Raw genomic sequence first — 16,194 nt, forward strand, 5'->3', positions numbered from 1 at the left:
TCAGTCTCGCTCGGCGAACAGAGCCTTGACGAACGGCTCGGCTTCAAAGGTGCGCAGGTCGTCGATACCTTCACCGACACCGATGAAGCGGATTGGGATATTGAACTGCTTGGCCAGGGCGAAGATCACCCCGCCTTTGGCAGTGCCGTCCAGCTTGGTCAGGGCCAGGCCGGTCAGCTCGACGCTCTGATTGAAGTACTTGGCTTGGCTGATGGCGTTCTGGCCGGTGCCGGCATCGAGCACCAGCAACACCTCGTGCGGCGCCTCGGCATCAAGCTTGCCGATGACCCGGCGGACCTTCTTCAGCTCTTCCATCAGGTTGTCTTTGTGTGCAGGCGCCCGGCGGTATCAGCGATCAGTACGTCGACGCCACGGGCCTTGGCAGCCTGCACGGCGTCGAAGATCACCGAAGCGGAGTCGGCACCGGTATGCTGAGCGATCACCGGAATCTGGTTACGCTCGCCCCATACCTGCAACTGCTCGACCGCCGCCGCACGGAAGGTATCACCGGCAGCCAGCATCACCTTCTTGCCTTCCAGCTGCAGCTTCTTCGCCAGTTTGCCGATGGTGGTGGTCTTGCCGGCACCGTTCACGCCAACCACGAGGATCACATAGGGTTTGTTCTGTGCCTGCACTTTCAGCGGCTGTTCGACTGGGCGCAGCAGCGCGGCCAGTTCTTCCTGCAACGATTTGTACAGGGCATCGGCGTCGGCCAGCTGCTTGCGCGCGACCTTCTGGGTCAGGTTCTGGACGATGGCCGAGGTGGCTTCCACGCCGACGTCGGCGGTCAGCAGGCGCGTTTCGATTTCGTCGAGCAGGTCGTCGTCGATGACCTTCTTGCCAAGAAACAGGCTGGCCATGCCCTCGCCGATACTGGCGCTGGTCTTGGACAGTCCCTGTTTGAGCCGGGCGAAGAAGCCGGGCTTGGCTTGCTCGGTAACGGTTGCGGCGGCGACAGGGGCTGGCTCGGGCTCAGGCTGCACGGGCTCTGCCACCGGGCGCTCGGGGATCGCAGGCGGGGCCTTTGGCTCCAGGTCAGGGACGAGCGCGACGGGCTCTTCGGCAACGGGCAGGACCAGGTTGCTGACAGGGGGTTCGATGATTTGAGTGGCAGGAACAGCTACGGGCGCAGGGGTTTCGACCTGCGGGGCGGCAGACTGCGCACTCGCAGGCAACCCCGCGTCCACAGGGGACAGGGCAGGCTCAGGGGCCGAGGCAACCACCGGGGCGGGTGCAGACTCAAGGACCGGGGCTACCACTGGGGCATTTGCAGGCTCAGGGGCCAATGCTGGCTCGGCAGCTCGAGGGGCTTCAGTTGCAGGCGCTGGGGCCTGTGCAGCCACCGGCTCCATTGGAGCAGCTTCAGGGCGCTCGACGGCGGGCTGCGGCGCTACCGGCTCTGCAGCCTGCGGCTCGGGGGCTTGTGGCTGTTCGGCGACAGGTTGCTGCGGCTTCTTGCGAAACCAGCTGAACAGGCCTTTCTTTTCGCCAGCTTCGGCCGGCGCTTTTTTGTCGTCGTTGGAACCAAACATGGAGGACGGCTATCTCAGGGTAGCGATGGGCCAGCTACGGCGCATCGGGAATTCTCTCTACGCAGAACAGACTATCTTGAAGCCGGCTGGTTCATGCGCAACGTTTTGTCTTAGTGTCCTGTGGGCCAGAACGGCGACAGGCATGGTCGCCAGGCAACCGGATCAGTATCCTAGCACCTCCTGGCCCGTCGACGCTAAACCCTGCGGGCCGCCGAACAGGTTGAACACCTTATGAATGCTCTAGCCCGCCGCGCCGCTGGCCTGTTGCTCGGCACGCTCTGCCTGCCGCTCGCGGCCTTCGCCGCCGATGTGCAACCCACCCACGAATTCATCCTCGACAATGGCCTGAAGGTCGTGGTGCGTGAAGACCATCGCGCCCCGGTGGTGGTCTCGCAGATCTGGTACAAGGTCGGCTCCAGCTACGAAAACCCCGGGCCAGACCGGCTTGTCCCACGCGCTTGAACACATGATGTTCAAGGGCAGCGCCAAGGTCGGCCCCGGCGAAGCTTCGCGCATTCTGCGTGACCTCGGCGCCGATGAAAACGCCTTCACCAGCGACGACTACACCGCCTATTACCAGGTACTGGCCCGCGACCGCCTGCCCGTAGCCCTGGAGCTGGAGGCCGATCGCCTGGCCAGCCTGCGCCTGCCAGCCGACGAGTTCAGCCGCGAAATCGAAGTCATCAAGGAAGAACGCCGCCTGCGCACCGACGACCAGCCCAATTCCAAGGCGTTCGAGCTGTTCCGCGCCATGGCCTTCCCGGCCAGCGGCTACCACACCCCGACCATCGGCTGGATGGCCGACCTGGAGCGCATGAAGGTCGAAGAACTGCGCCACTGGTACGAGTCCTGGTATGCGCCCAACAACGCCACCCTGGTGGTGGTCGGCGATGTCACCGCCGACGAGGTCAAGGGCCTGGCGCAGAAGTACTTCGGCAGCATTCCCAAGCGCGCCGTGCCCCCGCCAAGCTGCCCCTGGAACTTGCCGAGCCTGGCCAGCGTCAGCTCACCCTGCACGTACGTACCCAGTTGCCGAGCCTGATCTACGGCTTCAACGTGCCTGGTTTGCCCACCGCCAAGGACCCACGCACCGTACATGCCCTGCGCCTGATCTCGGCACTGCTCGACGGCGGCTACAGCGCCCGCCTGCCGGCCCGCCTGGAGCGTGGCCAGGAGCTGGTGGCCGGTGCGTCGTCCAGCTACAACGCCTTCACGCGCGGCGACAGCCTGTTCCTGATCTCGGCCACGCCGAACGTGCAGAAGCAGAAAACCCTCGCAGACGTGGAAAAGGGCGTCTGGCAGTTGCTTGATGAACTCAAGACCACACCACCCAGCGCCGAAGAACTGGAGCGCGTACGCGCCCAGGTCATCGCCGGCCTGGTCTACGACCGCGACTCCATCAGCAGCCAGGCCACCACCATTGGCCAGCTGGAAACCGTCGGTTTGTCCTGGAAACTGATCGACAGCGAGCTTGACGAGCTCAAGCGCGTCACCCCGCAGGACATCCAGAACGCCGCGCGCACCTACTTCACCCGCGAACGCCTGAGCGTTGCCCATGTACTGCCTGAGGAGTCCGCTCATGAGTAATCGCCGCGCACCACGCCCAACCCTGTTGGCCACGGGCATTCGCGCCCTGGCGCTGGCGGCAGTGCTGGTCGCCCCGGCAATGGCCGATAACGTGGCCAAGGCCGACAACAGTGCAGCCCGCCCGGCCAATACCTTGCAATCGCTGGCCGAACTGGATGGCAAGGCGCCCAGCCGACGCCAACTGAACATCCAGCACTGGAACACCGCCGAAGGTGCCCGGGTGCTGTTCGTCGAAGCACGCGAACTGCCCATGTTCGACTTGCGCGTCACCTTCGCTGCCGGTAGTAGCCAGGACGGCGGTACACCAGGCGTGGCCGCGCTGACCAACGCCATGCTCAACGAGGGCGTGGCCGGCAAGGACGTGACTGCCATCGCCGAAGGCTTCGAAGGCCTGGGTGCGGACTTTGGCAACGGCTCTTACCGGGACATGGCCGTGGCCTCGTTGCGCAGCCTCAGCACCAAGGACAAGCGCGAGCCGGCCCTCAAGCTGTTTACCGAAGTGGCGGGCAAGCCGACGTTCCCCGAAGACGCGCTCAAACGCATCAAGAACCAGATGCTGGCCGGTTTTGAATACGAGAAGCAAAACCCCGGCAAGATCGCCGGCAAGGCCCTGTTCGGCAATCTTTATGGCGACCACCCCTACGCTCACCCAAGCGACGGCACCGCCGAAAGCATCACGGCCATCAGCCTGGCACAGCTGCGTGCCTTCCACGCCAAGGCCTACACCGGCGGCAACGCGGTGATCGCACTGGTTGGCGACCTCAGCCGTGCCGAAGCCGAAGCCATCGCCGCCCAGGTATCCGCCGGCCTGCCCAAAGGCCCGGCGCTGCCCGCACCGGCCCAGCCCGCTGATGCCAAAGCCGGCCTGACCCACATCGACTTCCCGTCCAAGCAGACTCACCTGATGCTGGCCGAGCTGGGTATCGACCGCCAGGACCCGGACTGGCCAGCCCTGTCGCTGGGCAACCAGATACTCGGCGGTGGCGCCTTCGGAACCCGCCTGATGAGCGAGGTGCGTGAAAAACGTGGCCTGACCTACGGCGTCTACTCGGTGTTCAGCCCGATGCAGGTACGCGGCCCGTTCATGATCAACCTGCAAACCCGCGCCGAGCTCAGCGAGGGCACGCTCAAGCTGGTGCAGGACATTCTTGCCGACTACCTCAAGAATGGCCCTACCCAGCAGGAGCTGGACGATGCCAAGCGCGAGCTGGCCGGCAGTTTCCCACTGTCCAATGCCAGCAACGCCAGCATCGTCGGCCAACTGGGCGCAATCGGCTTTTACAACTTGCCGCTGACCTGGCTGGAGGACTTCATGCAGCAGTCCCAGGCCCTCACCGTCGAACAGGTCAAGGCGGCCATGAACAAACACCTGTCAGCCGATAAACTGGTGATCGTCACCGTTGGCCCGAAAGTGCCACAAAAACCGCTGCCAGCACCCACTGAAAAGCCCTCCGAGCAACCGCTCGGGGTACCGGAGCACTAATGCCAAGATCCACCCCTCCCGCCCGCCCGCAAGCGGGCCAAAGCAAGGGCCAGGGCCACCTGCGCATCATCGCCGGCGAGTGGCGCAGCCGCCGCCTGGCGGTGCCGGAAGGCGAAGGCCTGCGGCCAACGCCTGACCGCGTGCGGGAAACCGTATTCAACTGGCTGGCACCCTACATCGAAGGTGCCCACGTGCTGGACGCCTTCACCGGCAGTGGCGCCCTGGTGCTCGAAGCCCTGTCACGCGGGGCCGAGGACGCTGTGGCGCTGGACAGCAACCCGGCGGCCATCGCCAACCTGAAGAACAACCTTGAGATCCTGCGCTGCCCGCGCGGGCAAATTCTGCAAACCGACGCCCTGCGCTACCTGCAAGGCCAGGCCAAGCAGCAATTCGATGTGGTGTTCCTCGACCCGCCGTTCCATCAGGACCTGCTGGCCAATACCTGTGACCTGCTGGAACAGAACCAGTGGCTGAACGAGCAGGCATGGGTGTACACCGAGAGCGAAGCCGCACCATCGACCTTGCAACTGCCCGGCAACTGGCGCCTGCACCGCGAGAAGAAGACCGGCCAAGTGCACTACGCACTCTGGCAGCGGGGCTGACCCCCTGACGGGTTGGGTGTATTTAGTTACCGCAACCCCGTCCAGGCTCTGGTTGAAGCTGCGCCTTTGTTTCCCGAAGGAGCACTTCAACCATGACCGAACGCCCCTCCCCACCCTTGCCGGCAAGCTCGGTAAGTGCGTTCACCCTTGCCAATGGCCTGCGCGTCTATCTACGCGAAGACCACCGCGCGCCGCTGGTCAGCGCGCAGTTGTGGTATCACGTCGGCTCCAGCTACGAGCCAGAAGGCCACACTGGCCTTTCCCATGCCCTGGAGCACTTGCTGTTCGAGGGCAGCAGCAAACTGGCTGCTGGCCAGTATTCAGCCCTGATGACCCTTTTGGGAGGAGAGCCGAATGCGTTCACCGGCGCCGAGGCTACCGTCTTTCCACTGACACTGCCTGCCAGTCGCCTGGAAATCGCCCTGGAGGCAATGGCCGACATCATGGCCAGCGCCACGCTCAGCGCTTCTCCTTTCGCTCGAGAGCTGGCAGTGGTCATGGCAGAACGACGAGAGGATGTCGACAACAACCCTTTGGCACTGGCAATGGAACATCACCTGTTGCTGGCCTATGGCAACAACGGTTATGGCACCCCGGTGATCGGCCACGCTACCGATCTCGGCCATATGACCCTGGCTGCCGCACGCACCTGGTACCAAACCTGGTACCACCCCAACAATGCTACGCTCGCGGTGGCCGGCAACGTTACCCTGCCACAGCTGCAAACGCTGGTGGCGCGGCACTTTGCAGCGATCCCCGCTCATCGCCTGCCTGTACAGCAAGTACCTACTACGCCCTCTGGGCAGGTCCGGCGCTGCCAGACCCTGCATTTGCAAGGTCTGAACACGGCCGTGATCATCAGTTTCAACCTCCCCAGCCAATGCACCGCCAGCTCTAGCAGCCAAGCCTATGCACTGCGTTTGCTTCCCGAAATGCTTGCCCAAGGCTATGCCAGCATCCTGCAGCGCAACCTGGTGCTGAATGAACCGCTTCTGCAAAGTTTGACGTCGAGATATGAACCCTGGCGGCGCGGTGACAGCCTGTTGACCCTTTACGCGTTCTGCAGCCCGCAGGTAACGCCGGAGGCCGCCGCCGAAAGGCTTACGCTCGAAATCGAAACGTTCCGCCAGTCGGTGCCGGCCACCGCAGACCTCAAGCGCGCCAAAGCGCGCTTGATAGCCCGGCAGGTGTTCGAACGCGATGACATCGCAAAACAGGCACATTTCATTGGCATGCAGGCCACCTGCGGCCTGGACCCGGTTGCGCTGGAGGATGAGCGTCAAGCCATCGAAGCCGTGACAGCCGAGCAGGTCGCAGAGACCGCGCATGCATTCCTCACCGAGGCGCGCACAGCAATCACCTTCATGCATCACAAGGAAAGTGCCGATGAATAATTCAGACGCAGGGGCGCAGCAGCTCGCTGCAGCCAACAGCATTCCTGGCAACCTGGTCTCAGCCCAAGGGCTTGACCTGGAACAGTTCGAATCCCTTCAAACGCCTGTGCATGCCTGGACCACCGAAGGCGGTGCAGGGGTGAAATTCGTCGAGGCCCGCGGGCTGCCGATCGTGGACATCATTTTGCGGTTCAAGGCCGGCACGGCCCAGGACACCGTGCAACCCGGCTTGGCGGCCCTGACGTTGTACATGCTCGATGAGGGTAGCCAGCATTTCACCGCCACCGAGCAGGCCGATCAGCTAGAGCGCCTGGGCGCGATCGTGGACAAGCAGGTACGCCTGGAGCACGCGACCCTGAGCCTGCGTAGCCTCAGCGCGAGCGCGCTGCTCGAGCCGGCGTTGGAGCTGCTCATTGACCTTGTCGCATGCCCCACGTTCCCGCCTTCGGCCCTGGAGAACATGAAGCAGCAACTGATCCTGAACAACGCAACTCGCGAGCGACAGCCCTCTTTCAGAATGATAAGCGAGGCCTACCGGCATTTGTTCCACAGCCACCCCTACGGCAACCCACTCGGGAGCACCCGCGAAGGTATCGAAGGCATCGCCCCTGCCGACTTGAAGCGTTTTCATCAGCGTGGTTATTGCGCCAGCAACCTGGAGATGGTGGTGGTTGGGGACCTTTCCCTGGCGCACGCCCAAGCAATTTCACAACGCATCAGCCAGGCATTGCCCCAAGGCTGGAGCGCCACTGAACTCCCCATCGTTCCACCAGCGACCCGTGCAGCGATCAACGTCGAGCAGTCCGGTACCAGCAGTGCCGTCCTGCTTGCGCTACCCATGAATGTGCCAGCCAATGAGCCAGAGTACCCGGCCTTGGTGTTGGCCAGCGAAGTGCTGGGAGCCGGTATCGAATCTCGCTTGATGAGGGAACTGCGCCAACGTCGCGGCTTGACCTACGGCATCGCTACCGATGTGAAACCCATGAGTGCTGGCGGCCTGTTCACCATCACCTGGGAAATTGCTCCGATGTATGTGGAAAGTTCTGCTCGTCTGGTTGAAGCCGTGCTAAGCGACTTCATCGAGCAAGGGCCAACCCAGGCCGAGCTGCAACTGGCACGGATAAAGTTGGCAGGGCAGTTATTGCGCGCTGTGGCGCAGAACGAGAGCATGGCAGCCTTGCTGACCGTCATAACCGATCAGCGCCAGCCCGCCGATCATCTCGACACCTACGTCGAACGTCTCCGCGCGCTGACACCGGCCGATGTCTGCGCCGTCATGCGGCGCAGGCTGCACCTGGCCGAAAAGGTACTGGTCAGTGTCGGCCCATCGGCCGACCAGCAGCCTCTGCCAGATCTCGACCAATAGCGCAGGTACTGTGGCGCTGTTTCATGGCACTCTAGGCAGGCACATCACGAGTCGCCCAGCATGCCCAGCCTCAGCGCCACCTTCCGTCCGGCCATCGGCCTGTCCAATCCCCACCTGCAAACGCTGTGGGGGCCACTGTGGCGCAAGCTGCCTGAACTACAGCGCAACCGCGAGCGGCTGTGGCTGGCCGACGGCGACTTCATCGACCTGGACTGGCACGGCCCGCACCAGCCCCATGCGCCACTGGTGCTCGTGCTGCATGGGTTGACCGGCTCGTCTCACTCGCCTTACGTGAAAGGCTTGCAGCAAGCGTTGCAAGGTCGCGGCTGGGCCAGCGTGGCGGTGAACTGGCGTGGTTGCTCAGGCGAGCCCAACCTGTTGCCGCGCAGCTACCATTCCGGCGCCAGCGAAGACCTGGCGGAAATCATCAGCCACCTGCGCGCCCAACGCCCGTTGGCACCGCTGTATGCGGTGGGTTACTCGCTGGGTGGCAACGTACTTTTGAAATACCTGGGCGAGAGCGGCGTTGCCAGCCAACTGGAAGCCGCGGTTGCAGTGTCGGTGCCATTTCGCCTGGACCACTGCGCCGACCGTATCGGCCAGGGGTTCTCCAAGGTGTATCAGGCGCATTTCATGCGCGAAATGCGGGCCTATGTTCAGCTCAAGCAGCGGCACTTCCACGACCAGGGCCAGCATGAGCGGCTGGCGGCACTGGAACGCCTGGGCCAACTGACCCACTTGCGCACATTCTGGGACTTCGACGGCAAAGTCACGGCACCGCTCAACGGCTTTCGCGACGCGCATGACTACTATCGCCGTTCATCGAGTCACTATTTCCTTGGCCAGAACCGCACGCCAACGCTGATCATCCATTCAAGCGACGACCCATTCGTGTCCGGCCATAGCCTGCCAACCGCCCGTGAACTGGCACCACAGAGCCGATTCGAACTGCACAGCCGCGGTGGCCATGTGGGCTTTGTCGATGGCAGCCTGCGAAATCCGGGGTACTACCTGGAGCGGCGGATTCCGCAATGGCTGGTGGGCGGCCAATAAAGCGTTGAGCGCTTACTCGCCGGTGGCTACACCATGCTTAGGATCATTGATCCACTCGCTCCACGACCCGGCGTACAGCTTGCCCAGCGGGTACCCCGCCAATGCCATCGCAAACAGGTTATGGCAAGCCGTTACCCCAGACCCGCAGTAAGACACCAACTGCTCCGGTGCCCGCCCAGCGAGCTTTTCGGCAAAGCGCTGCTTGAGCTGGTCCGCCGGCAAAAAGCGCCCATCAGCCCCCAGGTTGTCGGTAAACGCTGCGCACAGGGCCCCGGGAATATGCCCTGCCACCGGGTCGATCGGTTCCACCTCGCCGCGAAAACGCGGTAACGCACGCGCATCGATCAAGGTCAGGTCGGTACTGCCCAGGCGCTTGCCCAGGTGCTCGGCATCGATCAACAGTTTCGCGTCAGGTTCACCACTGAAGGTGCCTTCACGCTTGGGCGCAGGGTCCAGGCTCAGCGGCAGGTGCGCCGCATGCCAGGCCTTCAAGCCACCGTCGAGGATCGCCACACCACTGCGCTTGCCCAGCCAGGCCAGCAGCCACCACGCACGGGCAGCAAAAGCGCCAGGGCCGTCGTCGTACAGCACCACCTCGCTGTCATTGTCCAGCCCCCACTCACGCAGGCGCGCGACCAGCCGCTGCGCATCGGGCAAGGGGTGGCGCCCGGTACGCCCTTTGCTCACCGGCCCGCTGAGGTCGCGGTCCAGGTCGGCAAAATGCGCCCCGGCAATATGCCCCTGGGCATAGCTGCGTTGGCCATAGTCCACATCTTCGAGGGCAAAGCGGCAGTCGAGGATCACCAACTTGGGCGAGTCCAGACGCTCGGCCAACTGCTGCGGGGTGATCAATTGCGCAAGGGGCATGACAATCTCCTGATCGATGGCACTCGTGCCCTGGGCTAATGCTCCAGGGCCTGGTTGAACGGTACATGGAATTCCTGGCACAGCGCGTCCACGGCAGTGCGGGCGCTGTCAGTGACGAAGCCGAGTTCCAGCACCAGCACCTGATAAACGCCGCGCTTGAAGGCTTCTTCACCCAGGTGCGCGGAATGTTCACGCGTGGTGCTGAGAAAACGGACCCACGATGTCAGCACGATCCAGGCGTTGATGGTCAGCGATTCGATCTGCGCCGGCGCCATGGCCAGGATGCCCGCCTCGACGAAACCGCGGTAGATCGCCTGGCCCTGGCGCAGGCAGCGCTCGGAAAAACGCCGATAACGGGCGGCCAGTTCGGCATCGCTGTCCAGCAGGTGCTCAAGGTCTCGGTGCAGGAAGCGGTAGTTCCACATCGCCGCCAGCAAGGCCTTGAGGTAGAAGCGCTTGTCCTCCACGGTGGCCGCGCGCCCTTGCGGCGGGCGCAGGAAGCTGTCCACCAGCGCTTCGTACTGGCTGAACAACAGGGCAATGATCGCCTGCTTGTTGGGGAAGTGGTAATACAGGTTGCCGGGCGAGATTTCCATGTGCGCGGCGATGTGGTTGGTACTGACGCTGCGTTCGCCCTGCAGGTTGAACAGCTCCAGGCTGTTCTGCACGATGCGCTCTCGGGTCTTCATGCGCGGGGCCATGCTCAGCTTCCAGTTCGCGGGCTTTCAATAAAGGGCCATCTTACGGCGATTCACCTCACGGGTGCACCGTTCTGTGCTGTGAAAATAGTCGCACCATGGTACAAATTAGAGTATAGGCTCTAGAGATTTCAAGCTCAGCCGGGAGACCGCCTTGACCTCGCCCATTGCCTTGCCTGCTGTGTATTCCGACACCAACCTCGACGCCACGTTCGCCGCCCAGCGCAAGGCCTTTGCCGGCAACCCCATGCCCCCTGCGGCGCAGCGGCGGCAGTGGCTGAAAAGCCTTTGCGAAGCGCTGCTTGCAGACCAACAGCAGTTGATCAAGGCGATCGATGCCGACTTCGGCGGGCGCAGTGCCGATGAGACCTTGCTGGCCGAGTTACTACCGTCGGTGCAAGGCATCCGTCACGCCGAACGCCACCTGCGGCGCTGGATGCGCCCGGCCAAGCGGGCTGTGGGCCTGGCGTTCCAACCGGCCAGCGCGCGGGTGCTGTACCAGCCCTTGGGCGTGGTTGGCATCATCGTGCCGTGGAACTACCCGTTGTTCCTCGCCATCGGCCCACTGACCTGCGCCCTTGCCGCCGGCAACCGGGTCATGCTCAAGCTTAGCGAAGCGACCCCGGCCACTGGCCTGGCCCTTAAAGCACTGCTGCAACGGGTATTCCCCGAGGACCTGGTCAGCGTGGTCCTTGGCGAAGTCGAAGTGGGCCAGGCGTTCGCTCGCCTGCCCTTCGATCACCTGCTGTTCACCGGCGCCACCAGCATCGGCCGCCAGGTCATGCTGGCTGCCGCACAAAACCTGACGCCGGTGACTCTGGAACTGGGCGGCAAGTCTCCCGCCATCGTTTCGGCCAATGTACCGCTGGAGGTTGCCGCCGAGCGCATTGCCTTCGGCAAGACGCTCAACGCCGGCCAGACCTGCGTCGCCCCCGACTACGTGCTGGTGCCACGCGAGCGTCTGAACGATTTCGTCGATGCCTACCGCAACGTCGTAAGGCGCATGTACCCACGCATCGCCGACAACCCAGACTACAGCGCCATCATCAACCCACGGCAGCTCCAGCGCCTGGAGCATCTGCTGGATGATGCTCGCAGCAAGGGGGCGCAGGTGGTGGACCTGTACCCCGACGAACCGCGCCAAGGCCGACGCCTGCCGCCACACCTGCTGACCAAGGTGAACGACAGCATGCAGGTGATGCAGGATGAAATCTTCGGCCCGCTGCTGCCGCTGGTGCCTTATTCCACCCTCGATGACGCGCTCGCCTACATCAACCAGCGCCCGCGACCACTGGCGCTGTACTACTTCGGCTACGATCGCAGCGAACAGCAGCATGTCCTGCAGTACAGCCATTCCGGTGGCGTATGCCTGAACGACACCTTGTTGCACGTGGCGCAGGACGACCTGCCATTCGGCGGCATCGGCCCTTCAGGCATGGGCCATTACCACGGCCATGAAGGCTTCCTGACCTTCAGCAAAGCCAAGGCGGTACTGGCCAAACAACGCCTCAACGCCGCCCGGCTGATCTACCCGCCTTATGGCAAAGCCTTGCAGCGCCTGGTCTACAAGCTTTTCATCCGCTGAGGGCCAGCCTATGCAACGCCGCGACCTGCTGCGCTTGAGCCTTGGCGCCAGCGCCTTTCTGGCAAGCGCCAGCCTGATTGGCTGTAGCGCGCAAACAGCCGCGACCGGCTATCAAGCCCTGCGCGACGATGACCTGCCACTGCTGCGTGCGCTGATCCCTGTGGTACTGGCCGGTGCACAAGCCACCGAGACGCTGGTGTTGCGTAGCCTCGACCACAAGCTGGCGGCGCTGTCGCCGGAAATGCTCAAGCTGACCCGGCAATTGTTCGACGTACTCAGCCTGCCGCTGACTCGCGGCCCGCTGACCGGTATCTGGGGCAGTTGGGGGCAAGCTGACCCCCGGCAGGTCACAGCCTTCCTGCAGCGCTGGCAGGACAGCTCGCTGAACCTGCTGCGCATGGGGCACGCCTCGTTGCTGCAACTGCTGCAGATGGCCTGGTACGAACGCCCCGAATCCTGGGCCGCCTGCGGTTACCCAGGGCCACCGAAAATCTGAAAACAACAAGAGCATCGCCAATGCCTGTACCCGACCCGTTTCGCCAAGGCCTCGAACGCGGCTGGATCACCCACGACGCCTCACGCCTGGAGCACGATCTGAGCCTGGAGGCCGACATTGCCGTGATCGGCAGTGGCGCCGGTGGTGCCACCAGCGCGCAGATGCTCAGTGCTGCCGGTTTCAAGGTACTGCTGATCGAAGAAGGCCCGCTGAAGACCAGCAGCGATTTCCACCTGCTGGAGAGCGAAGCCTACGCCAGCCTGTACCAGGAAGGCCTGGGGCGCATGAGCAAGGATGGCGCCATTACCATCCTGCAGGGCCGCGCCGTGGGCGGTACCACACTGGTGAACTGGACCTCGAGCTTTCGTACCCCGCCGCAAACCCTGACGCATTGGGCTTCGGCCCACGGCGTGAGCGGCTTGGGCGAGGAGGACCTGCGCCCCTGGTTCGAGCGCATGGAGCAGGAGCTGGGCATAACGCCCTGGGCTTTGCCGCCAAATGCCAATAATGACGTACTGCGCCGTGGCTGCGAACAGCTCGGCTACCGCTGGGCGGTGATCCCGCGCAATGTGCGCGGTTGCTGGAACCTGGGCTACTGCGGCATGGGCTGCCCGGTAAACGCCAAGCAATCGATGCTGGTAACCCGTATTCCTGCCACCCTCGAGCAAGGCGGTGAGCTGCTGTACCTGGCCCGGGCCGAGCGTTTCACGCACAACGGAGCGCGCGTCCAGAGCCTGACCTGCCAGGCCCTGGACGCCCAAGGCATACAGCCCACCGGCAAGCAGGTCAGCGTGCGGGCACGCCATTACCTGCTCGCCGGGGGTGGCATCAACAGCCCAGCCCTGCTGCTGCGCTCTGCCGCGCCCGACCCGCATGGCCGCCTGGGCAAGCGCACCTTCCTGCACCTGGTCAACTTCAGCGCGGCACGCTTCAGCGAGCGTATCGACCCCTACTATGGCGCCCCGCAGTCGATCTACAGCGACCACTTCCAGTGGCAAGGCGGTGCGGACGGCCCGGTTGGCTACAAGCTGGAAGTACCGCCGCTGCACCCGGCCCTGGCCAGCACCCTGCTGGGCGGGCACGGCCACGAGAATGCCCAGCGCATGGCCGAGCTGCCGCATACCCATGTGATGCTGGCGCTGCTGCGCGACGGCTTTCACCCCGAAAGCCAAGGTGGGGCGGTGGAACTGCGCGGGGATGGCTCGCCCGTGCTCGATTACCCGGTCACCGACTACCTGCGTGACGGCTTGCGCCGGGCCTACCGCAGCATGGCGCAAGTCCAATTCGCCGCTGGCGCCATCCAGGTAACCCCCGTGCACAGCGACGCCAGTGCCGCATCCAACCTGGAGCAGGCCCTGGCCATGATCGATACGCTGCGCCTGGAGCCCTTCCGCACGCGCCTGGGCAGCGCCCATGTGATGGGAGGCTGTGCCCTCGGCGAAGACCCGCGCCAGGCGGTGTGCGACAGCCTGGGCCGTCATCACCAGCTGGAAAACCTGTCGATTCACGACGGCTCGCTGTTCCCCACCAGCATCGGTGCCAACCCACAGCTGTCGGTGTATGCCATCAGCGCCAAGCTCAGCGAAGCGCTGGTCGCCCGCCTGGCACACAGCGCATGACAACGAATACGCCCGCTGTCTATAGTGCCATCAGCCGGCCGCATGACTTGGCCGAGGCGCCGTCGCTGCGCTACCATCCGACTCCCCAACGCACTCCAGCCAGGATGACGCGATGAACCGAGTGTTGTACCCGGGTACTTTCGACCCCATTACCAAAGGCCATGGCGACCTGGTCGAGCGCGCCTCGCGCTTGTTCGACCACGTCATCATCGCGGTGGCGGCCAGCCCCAAGAAAAACCCGCTGTTCCCGCTGGAACAACGGGTGGCGCTCGCCCGTGAGGTCACCAAGCACCTGCCCAATGTCGAAGTCATCGGCTTTTCTTCCCTGTTGGCGCATTTCGCCAAGGAACAGGGCGCCAACGTCTTCCTGCGTGGCCTGCGTGCGGTGTCCGACTTCGAGTACGAGTTCCAGTTGGCGAACATGAACCGGCAACTGGCCCCCGATGTGGAGAGCCTGTTCCTGACGCCATCGGAACGTTATTCGTTCATCTCCTCGACCCTGGTCCGGGAAATTGCGGCGCTGGGCGGTGATATCACCAAGTTCGTCCACCCGGTGGTGGCCGACGCGCTGACTGAACGCTTCAAGAAGTAAGCCTGACGCCTGATTGTCGCGCCCGCGTGCACTGCGGGCGCGAATGCGGCACAATTGTGCCCATTGCGTTGAACATGCCCGGGCGAAGCGCCCCGGCCGGAGTCCCCATGTCCCTGATCATCACCGACGATTGCATCAACTGCGACGTCTGCGAACCCGAGTGCCCGAACGAGGCTATCTCCCAAGGCGAAGAGATCTACGTGATCGACCCTAACCTGTGCACCCAGTGCGTGGGCCACTACGACGAGCCGCAGTGCCAGCAGGTGTGCCCGGTCGACTGCATCCCACTGGATGAAGCGCACCCGGAAACCGAAGAACAGCTGATGGCCAAGTATCGCCGCATTACCGGCAAAGCCTGAGCCCCCTCAAGCCTGCTGGGTCCCTGTAGGAGCGGCCTTGTGTCGCGATGGGCCGCGCAGCGGCCCCGGCAATTTCTGCAGCAGAGCTGAAATTTTTGGGGGCGCTTCGCACCCCATCGCGACACAAGGCCGCTCCTACATGTAAGGCTTAGCGCTGGCAGCGCGGGCAGTACACGCTCGCCCGTTGCCCCAGCTTCACCTCGCGCAGCGCCGTGCCGCACACCTTGCACGGCTGCCCGCCCCGCCCGTAGACGAACAATTCCTGCTGGAAGTACCCCGGCTGCCCATCGCCACCGATAAAGTCGCGCAGGGTAGTACCGCCCTGCTCGATTGCCGCCGCCAGCACCCGCTTGATCTCGATCGCCAGCTTCAAATAGCGCGCGCGGGAAATCCCGCCCGCCTCCCGACGTGGGTCGATACCCGCAGCGAACAGTGCCTCGGTGGCGTAGATGTTGCCCACCCCCACCACCACCGCGTTGTCCATGATGAACGGTTTGACCGCCATCGATCGCCCGCGGGACAGCTGGAACAGGCGCTCACCGTCGAACAGGTCGGTCAGCGGCTCCGGCCCCAGGCGCAGCAGCAGTTCGTGGTTGAGCGGGTCCAGGCTCCACAACATGGCACCAAAGCGGCGCGGGTCGGTGTAGCGCAGCATCAGCCCCGACTCCAGCTCGATGTCGACGTGCTCATGCTTGGCCGCCGGCAAGCCCAACTCGACCAGACGCAGGTTGCCCGACATGCCCAGGTGGCTGATCAGCGTACCGACCTCGGCATTGATCAACAGGTACTTGGCGCGTCGTTCGACGCTGACGATACGCTGCCCTGACAGGCGCACATCGAGGTCTTCCGGAATCGGCCAGCGTAGGCGCCGGTCACGCACCACCACACGGCTGACGCGTTGGCCTTCCAGGTGCGGTGCGATACCGCGCCGGGTGGTTTCTACTTCTGGCAATTCCGGCAT

13 protein-coding genes and 2 pseudogenes are annotated in these 16,194 nt (G+C 63.9%); 11 read left to right on the top strand and 4 right to left on the bottom strand.

The features are described from left to right. Positions 1 to 1,532, bottom strand: a pseudogene (ftsY, locus tag AB5975_08505) (signal recognition particle-docking protein FtsY). A 231-nt stretch (positions 1,533 to 1,763) separates the two neighbouring features. Between ftsY and AB5975_08510 the strand changes: the two are divergent. The 6 genes and pseudogenes from AB5975_08510 (at position 1,764) to AB5975_08535 (ending at position 9,017) form a co-directional block, all read left to right on the top strand. Next, positions 1,764 to 3,119 (top strand): annotated as a pseudogene (locus AB5975_08510) (M16 family metallopeptidase). Continuing rightward, positions 3,112 to 4,602 (top strand): M16 family metallopeptidase, encoded by a 1,491-nt coding sequence (locus AB5975_08515; protein XDR21855.1) that lies wholly within the window; start codon positions 3,112 to 3,114, stop codon positions 4,600 to 4,602. The pseudogene AB5975_08510 and the gene AB5975_08515 overlap by 8 nt, the downstream one beginning before the upstream one ends. Beyond that, positions 4,602 to 5,204 carry a 16S rRNA (guanine(966)-N(2))-methyltransferase RsmD gene (rsmD, locus tag AB5975_08520; GenBank protein XDR21856.1) on the top strand — a complete coding sequence of 201 codons (603 nt, stop codon included), beginning with the start codon at positions 4,602 to 4,604 and terminating at the stop codon, positions 5,202 to 5,204. The genes AB5975_08515 and rsmD overlap by 1 nt, the downstream gene beginning before the upstream one ends. 92 nt (positions 5,205 to 5,296) lie before the next feature. Next, a complete protein-coding gene (locus AB5975_08525; protein XDR21857.1) occupies positions 5,297 to 6,598 on the top strand; it encodes a M16 family metallopeptidase in 1,302 nt (433 codons plus the stop codon). Further along, the gene (locus tag AB5975_08530) at positions 6,591 to 7,964 is read left to right on the top strand and encodes a M16 family metallopeptidase (GenBank protein XDR21858.1); all 1,374 of its coding nucleotides are present in this window, start codon (positions 6,591 to 6,593) and stop codon (positions 7,962 to 7,964) included. The genes AB5975_08525 and AB5975_08530 overlap by 8 nt, the downstream gene beginning before the upstream one ends. Before the next feature lie 60 nt (positions 7,965 to 8,024). Next, entirely contained in the window at positions 8,025 to 9,017 is a 993-nt protein-coding gene (locus tag AB5975_08535) for a hydrolase (protein XDR21859.1), read from the top strand. Between the two features lie 12 nt (positions 9,018 to 9,029). Here AB5975_08535 and AB5975_08540 read toward each other — a convergent pair whose 3' ends face one another. Next, the gene (locus AB5975_08540; protein XDR21860.1) at positions 9,030 to 9,884 is read right to left on the bottom strand and encodes a sulfurtransferase; all 855 of its coding nucleotides are present in this window, start codon (positions 9,882 to 9,884) and stop codon (positions 9,030 to 9,032) included. 35 nt (positions 9,885 to 9,919) lie between these two features. Further along, positions 9,920 to 10,585, bottom strand: a complete 666-nt coding sequence (locus AB5975_08545) for a TetR/AcrR family transcriptional regulator (GenBank protein XDR21861.1) — start codon at positions 10,583 to 10,585, stop codon at positions 9,920 to 9,922. 151 nt (positions 10,586 to 10,736) lie between these two features. On the opposite strand from AB5975_08545, the gene AB5975_08550 reads away from it, so the two are divergent. The 5 genes from AB5975_08550 to AB5975_08570 all read left to right on the top strand — a co-directional run bounded on the left by AB5975_08550 (position 10,737) and on the right by AB5975_08570 (position 15,233). After that, positions 10,737 to 12,167: a coniferyl aldehyde dehydrogenase gene (locus tag AB5975_08550; protein ID XDR21862.1), complete on the top strand. Its 1,431-nt coding sequence runs from the start codon at positions 10,737 to 10,739 to the stop codon at positions 12,165 to 12,167. A gap of 10 nt (positions 12,168 to 12,177) precedes the next feature. Next, positions 12,178 to 12,663, top strand: a complete 486-nt coding sequence (locus AB5975_08555; GenBank protein ID XDR21863.1) for a twin-arginine translocation pathway signal protein — start codon at positions 12,178 to 12,180, stop codon at positions 12,661 to 12,663. Positions 12,664 to 12,683: 20 nt separating this feature from the next. Next, positions 12,684 to 14,282, top strand: coding sequence for a GMC family oxidoreductase N-terminal domain-containing protein (locus tag AB5975_08560; GenBank protein XDR21864.1), 1,599 nt, complete (start codon positions 12,684 to 12,686; stop codon positions 14,280 to 14,282). Positions 14,283 to 14,394: 112 nt separating this feature from the next. Beyond that, positions 14,395 to 14,874, top strand: a complete 480-nt coding sequence (gene coaD, locus AB5975_08565) for a pantetheine-phosphate adenylyltransferase (protein ID XDR21865.1) — start codon at positions 14,395 to 14,397, stop codon at positions 14,872 to 14,874. Positions 14,875 to 14,981: 107 nt separating this feature from the next. Next, entirely contained in the window at positions 14,982 to 15,233 is a 252-nt protein-coding gene (locus AB5975_08570) for a YfhL family 4Fe-4S dicluster ferredoxin (GenBank protein XDR21866.1), read from the top strand. Between the two features lie 148 nt (positions 15,234 to 15,381). On the opposite strand, the gene mutM is transcribed toward AB5975_08570, so the two are convergent. Continuing rightward, positions 15,382 to 16,194, bottom strand: coding sequence for a bifunctional DNA-formamidopyrimidine glycosylase/DNA-(apurinic or apyrimidinic site) lyase (gene mutM, locus AB5975_08575; GenBank protein ID XDR21867.1), 813 nt, complete (start codon positions 16,192 to 16,194; stop codon positions 15,382 to 15,384).

The organism is Pseudomonas putida, from assembly GCA_041071465.1.
GTDB classification, from domain to species: Bacteria; Pseudomonadota; Gammaproteobacteria; order Pseudomonadales; family Pseudomonadaceae; genus Aquipseudomonas; species Aquipseudomonas putida_P.